Genomic DNA, 6,509 nt, shown 5'->3' with positions numbered 1-6,509 from the left:
GCCCATCCAACACATCCACCAACGTCAAACCCCCCACCACAACCCCCACACCATCCCAACCACCCACCACCAACCCACGCTCACCGGCGACAAACACGTCGACCTCACCGACCGGTGTATCCGCGTTCGCTGCGAAGGCGGCAAGAATCCGCGACATTCGCTGTGCAATGGTGTCGACCGCGGCGCGGTCGAATGCCGCCGGCTGGTACCGCAGGCTGACCTGCAGCGTCGGTTCCGCGACCGACAGCACGGTGAGCGGGTAATGCGTGGCGTCGCGGGCATTCACAGCGGTGACGCGCATACCGGCAATGTCGGTGTTCCCGCCCATCCCCGAGGTATCGATCGGATACGACTCGAAGACCGACAGTGTGTCGAACAAATTGCCTGTCCCTACGACAGATTGAATCGCGCCGAGTCCGACATAGTGATGATCGAGCAGAGCTGTCTGCTCGCTTTGCAGTCGAGCGAGCAGCTGCGTACACGTCTCGTCCGGATCCAGTTGCACTCGGACAGGCAACGTGTTGATCAGCAGCCCCATCATGTTTTCCACACCAGACAACTCGGGTGAGCGGCCCGAAACCGTGACGCCGAAGACTACGTCGTCACGGGAAAGCATCCGAGACAGTAGGACACCCCACGCCGCCTGGATCACCGTGTTCATCGTGACCCCGCTCCGTTGGACCAGCGCACCGAGTCCGTCGCGCACCGAATCGGGTAGATCGACGGCAACCTCTTCGGGCACCAGCTGCTCCGCGATCGGCGTCGAAGGCGCCAACAACGTCGGCTCGTCGACGCCTTCCAAGGCGTCCTCCCACGCCGCGAGCGAGGTCTCCATATCGCGGTGCATCAACCATTCCAGATAGGTGCGGTACGACGGAGTCTCGGGAAGATCGGCCGGGGCCCCCTCGACCGAGAGACTGTCGTCCGCGTATCGCATCAACAGTTCGCGAACCAGCAACGGCATCGACCAACCGTCGAGAACGATGTGATGGTTCGTCACCACCAACACACACCTCGTCGGCGAGGTTCGCAGCAACGTCAGCCGAAGCAGTGGCGGCGAAGCGAGGTCGAAGGGTGCACTGCGATCCTCGGCGAGGCGGCGCTCCAGATCTGCGTCGGTTGCCGATCCGCGATCACTCAGGTCGACCTCGGTCCAGGGAATCACGGCATCGTCGACAATCAACTGCACCGGTAGGCCGTGTACGTCGTAGACGAACGCTGCACACAGATTCGGGTGGTTTGCCAATAGTCCGGCAGCAGCGCCGCGCAAACGCTCGGAATCAACCGCTCCTTCGAGCTCGACGAACAACTGCGCTGCGTAGACGTCCGTCGACGTGGCCGCCAGTGAGGCATGGAACATCAGCCCGGCCTGAAGGGGCGACACCGACCAGACATCGTGCAATCCGGGGAAGTCGTTCTCCCAGCGTTCGATCTGTTGTTGGTCCACCGAGACCAGGGGAATGTCCGACGGCGTCAGACCGCCCGCATCAGGTCGCGACGCGTGCGCGGTGAGTCCGTCGAGCGCACGACGCCACAGTTCCGCGAACTCCGCGACGTCAGACCTGTCGAGCACTCCGCGGGGAAAGGTGAAAGATGCTGTCAGGCAGGGCCCGTCGACATGGTCCTCAACCGCCGCGTTGATGTCGATCACGGACGCCACAGGCATGGACGGGTTCTGGGTTCCGCCGAGCCTTCGATTGCCCTCCACCGGCAGCCAGTCCTGTGTTCCGTCAGAGGAGCTGATCCGGCCCAGATAGTTGAAACTTATCTGAGGAGAACGGAATCGGCCGAGTGGGTCGCTCTCGCCAGACAGGTACCGCAACATCCCGAATCCGATTCCATGATCGGGGATCGCACGCAAGTACTCTTTGACAGCTTTGACGGCCCGCCCGGCGTCGGCGCCACCGGCCAGTGCGTCGTCGACGTCGATTGCGCCGAGGTCCACGCGCACCGGGTAGAGCGTGGTGAACCAACCAACGGTGCGACCGAGGTCTGCGCCAGGAACCACCCCTTCCTCGCGGCCGTGTCCTTCAAGAGTGATCAGGGCGGCAGCGGTATCCATACCGCGGCGCCGTCGCCACCCGATCGAGGCCAACGCAACAGCGGTGAGGAGTCCGTCGTTCACGCCGGCGTGGAATGCCGCAGGAACCGTGGTGAGAAGGTTCCTGGTCGCCGAAGGCGAGATGTCCACTGTAACGGTGTCGACCGTGTCGTCGACGTCGATCGTGGGATCGAGTGGGCGCGAACCGATCAACGGGTCATCGCCGTCCAGGATCGTTCTCCACATGTCCAGTTCGACGCTCCGGTCGCCCACGTGCTCGACAAGCCCATGCGCCCATCGCCGGAACGACGTCCCGATCTGTGGCAGTTCGGGAGTGACACCGGCCTGGAGTTGTGCTGTCACCGACGCCAGGTCGGTGACCAGAATGCGCCACGAGACGCCGTCGACAACCAGGTGATGAATCACCACAAGTAGTCGGCCCCGCCCGGTCGACACGTCAGGTTTGTCGGCCAGGTCGAACCAGATCACGCGCACCATGTCAGCCGTGGCGGGATCCAAGCTGTCGGCCACGGCCTCGAGTTCTCCCGACGCCAAGGCCCTGAAACCTTCGTCGTCCACCGAATCGACAGCTACGCGGTGGATCAGTCCTTCGGCCGAGATCGAGCCGGGTGGTAAGACTTCCATGACCCGGTCACTCTCAACCAAGCGAGCTCGAAGCATTCCGTGGCGGTCCAGCAACACCTGGAGACCACGGACAAGGAGGTCCTGGGTGAGATCAGCGGGAGCTGTCAGCAAGAGCGCCTGGGAGAACCGTTTCACTCCGCCGCCACGCAGCCCGCCACTGCTGCGGTCGAGCATCCACTGCGCCACCGGGCTCAGTGGAACAGTTCCGACAGCGGATCCCGGTAGCTCCGCGAGTACATCAGGCCTGTCCTGCTCAAGGTGCGCCGACTCGGCAAGCGCGGCGACGGATTTGTGGTCGAAAACATCTCGGGGTGAGATGATCACACCCGCATCGCGAGCGCGGGCCACCAATTGGATGGACATGATGCTGTCGCCACCGAGCTCGAAGAACGAATCATGCACTCCTACCGCGTCGAGACCGAGAACCTGCGCGAACAGAGCGGCAAGAAGATTCTCGGTTTCCGTTCGCGGTGGCCGGTCGGGTGTGGCGGCGGACGAGAAATCGGGTGTGGGAAGCGCTGCGCGGTCGAGTTTTCCGTGAACCGTCAGCGGAACGGCGTCGAGCACCACCACCGCCGCCGGCACCATGTACGACGGCAGGCGCTTGCCTGCATGGGCGAGGACGTCTCGCGGATCGACACTCGCTCCGCGATCGGGAACCACGTAGCCGATCAACCGATCCCTGCCGTCGCCGTTCCAGACGGCCGTCACCGCCTGGGCCACGCGCGGGTGCGTCTGCAGTGCCACCTCGACTTCCCCGAGTTCGATGCGGAACCCACGGACTTTGACTTGGGCATCGGTGCGCCCGAGATACTCCAGCCGTCGGTCGGGCGTCCACCGCACGCGATCGCCCGTGCGATAGATCCGCGTTCCCGGCGCACCGAAGGGATCTGCGACAAACTGCGTGGCGGTTAACGGGTATCGCCGGTGATAGCCGCGAGCGAGAGCCGGCCCGGCAAGATACAACTCCCCCGCGACACCTACCGGTACCGCTCGCAGACGCGAGTCCAGCACTACCTCGCTGAATCCGCGAGTAGGTGTGCCGATAGTGACCGGGTCGTTCGGAGCCAGTGCCGCACTGATGCTCGACACGACAGTTGCCTCGGTAGGACCGTAGGCGTTGAACATCTTTCTGCCCGGCGCCCAGCGGGCCACCAATTCCGGCGGACACGCTTCCCCACCTGTCACGACACAACCGACAGTGGTGAGACCGTCTGGGTCGACGGACGTTAAGGCCGCCGGAGTCACAAAACAATGGGTGACGCGCTCGCGCTCCAGTAACGCCGCCAGTTCCGACCCGCCGTAGACGGTCGGTGGCACGATCACCATCGTGGCTCCAGCACCAACGGCCATCACGAGCTCGAGAACCGACGCGTCGAAACTCGGCGAAGCGAAGTGCAGAGTTCTGGATCGGGTCGTGGCGGCGAAGGTCTCACGCTCCTGGAGCGCGAAGTCGCTCAACCCGCGATGTGTGACCGTCACGCCCTTGGGTATTCCTGTCGACCCCGACGTGTAGATCAGATAGACCGGATTGTCGATGCGAATCGGTGCCTTCCGATCCGCGTCGGTGACTTTCGATGGCGAGTACGCCCGCAGCCGTTCCTCGAAACCGGCATCTTCGAGGACCAGCCACGGCACGAGGCCGGACAATGCCGCGTTGTGAGCGCGAGACGTTATCCCCCACCCTGCACCGGAGTCGCCCAGCATGTGCTCGATACGAGCAGCAGGATGTCCCGGGTCCACGGGAAGGAATGCCGCACCTGTCTTGGCAATGGACCACACCGCCAGAACGGACTCGATGGAGCGTGGGAGACACAACGCCACCACCGATTCGGGACCCACTCCGGATTCGATCAGCATGCGGGCCAATCGGTTCGACTGCGCGTCGAGTTCGAGATAGGTCACTTCACGTTCCTCGAACACCAGCGCGACGGCGCCGGGATCCTGGGCAGTCGCCATATCTGTTGCTGCAGTCAGCAAATCCGGAAGGGTCTGAACAGCGGCGGAAATCTCACCTCGCACGGGTACCAGTTCGGCTGACTCATAGGCGTCGAGGATCTCGATATCTCCGATCCGTGATTGCGGATCCGTGATAACGCGCTCGAGAATCCGTTGCAGGCGGTCGGCGAAGCCCGCTACCGTTTCCTCGTCGAAAATATCTGTGGCATATCCGAATTCGGCGCGAAGACCGTCCGATTCGCCGGCTGCGCCGGCGTTCTGCGTCACCGTCAACTGAAGATCGAAGTTGATGGTGTCGATCTCGACGCCCACGTCGGTCACCTGCAGGTCGGGGAGTTCGAGTGCAGGCCGTTCGATGTCTTGGAACTCCAACATGACTTGAAACAGGGGCGAGTACGCCGTCGAACGTGAAGGATTCACGATCTCGACGACTCTTTCGAACGGCACGTCCGCGTGAATGAAGGCGCTCAGATCTACGTTTCGGACCTGGTCGAGGAAGTCTCCGAAAGTCGCGCCGCGGTCCACTGCAGTGCGCAAGACCAACGTGTTGACGAACATGCCCACCAGGTCGTCGAGTTCGCGCTCCCCACGCCCGGCGATGGGAGTTCCGACGGCTACGTCGTCCTCATCACTGAGCCTCGCCAGCAGCACTGCCAAGGCTGCGTGCACAACCATGAAGACCGTGGCGTTGTGTTTGCGCGACAGGGCAACCACACCGGCATGCACCTTCGGACCGAACACGAACCTGATCCGTCCGCGTCGAAGCGAACGCACATCACCGCGCGATCGATCGGTCGGAATGTCGAGAACCTCCGGTGCGCCCGCAAGATTCTCGGCCCAATAGCCGAGCTGTTTCGAGATCAGAGACCGAGAGTCCGATTCCGAGCCCAACCAACCACGTTGCCACAACGCGTAGTCGGCATACTGGATCCCGAGCGGCGCCCACTGCGGTGCCTCACCGTTCACACGGGAGGAGTATGCGCTCATGAGATCTCGGGCCAGCGGTACCGTCGAGAATCCGTCGGCGGCGATGTGGTGAATCACGATCACCAGGACATGCGAGTGGACCTGGTCATCTCGCCGCAACAAGGTGGCGCGCATCGGGACCTGCTGCGTGACGTCGAAACCATCCGAAGCGATCTGCCGGCTACGCTCGCGCAGCTCTTCCTCTCCCTGCACAAGTATCGGTGCAAGATCCGATACCACCTGTGAGGTGGACATGATCACTTGACGCGGGCCGTCATCGATGAGAGGAAAAACGGTGCGCAAGGACTCGTGCCGCTCGACGACGTCGACAAATGCAGCCTGAAGCGCACTCACGTTCACTGCACCTTCGAGCCTCAACGCGCACGCGACGTTGTAGGCGGCGGACTCGGGGGCGAACTGATTCGCAAACCACATTCGCTCCTGCGCCGGTGAAAGTGGGATATCTGTCGTCATAACCCGCGGCGTCAACGCCGGCTTGGCCCCCTCTCCTCCGCGACACTGCGCCAATTCGGCCAGCGCTGCAACGGTAGAAGCATCGAAGACGTCACGAATGTTGATCCGTTCGCCGAGAACAGAATTCACTCGCGCAACCAACCTGGCCGCACTGAGAGAGTTCCCACCCAGGGCAAAAAAGTCGTCGTTCACGCCCACCGTCGACGTTCCCAGCAGATCATCGAAGATTGCGGCAACCGTCTCCTCGACCGGCGTTCGTGGCGCGACATACTGCAGCGGTTGAGGTTCGAAGGTGACGTCCGGGAGGGCTTTACGGTCCAACTTCCCATGCACCGTCACCGGAAACTCCCCCAACACCACCACCACCGACGGCACCATGAACCCCGGAAGAGACCTCCGCACCCCCTCCAACACCACCACCTCA

Annotated in this window: 1 protein-coding gene; it reads right to left on the bottom strand. The window is 62.8% G+C overall.

Features of this window, described 5'->3' with window-relative positions; translation table 11 throughout:
- The coding region (locus G9U53_RS33060; protein WP_347570846.1) for an amino acid adenylation domain-containing protein at positions 1-6,463 on the bottom strand (6,463 nt) is incomplete at its 3' end.
- Positions 6,464-6,509 lie beyond the last annotated feature (46 nt).

The organism is Rhodococcus sp. D-46 (genome assembly GCF_011290655.1).
Classification (GTDB): Bacteria; Actinomycetota; Actinomycetes; order Mycobacteriales; family Mycobacteriaceae; genus Rhodococcus_F; species Rhodococcus_F qingshengii.
Note: the sequence above shows the minus strand (reverse complement) of the source record. Positions and strands in the feature narration are given on the sequence as shown.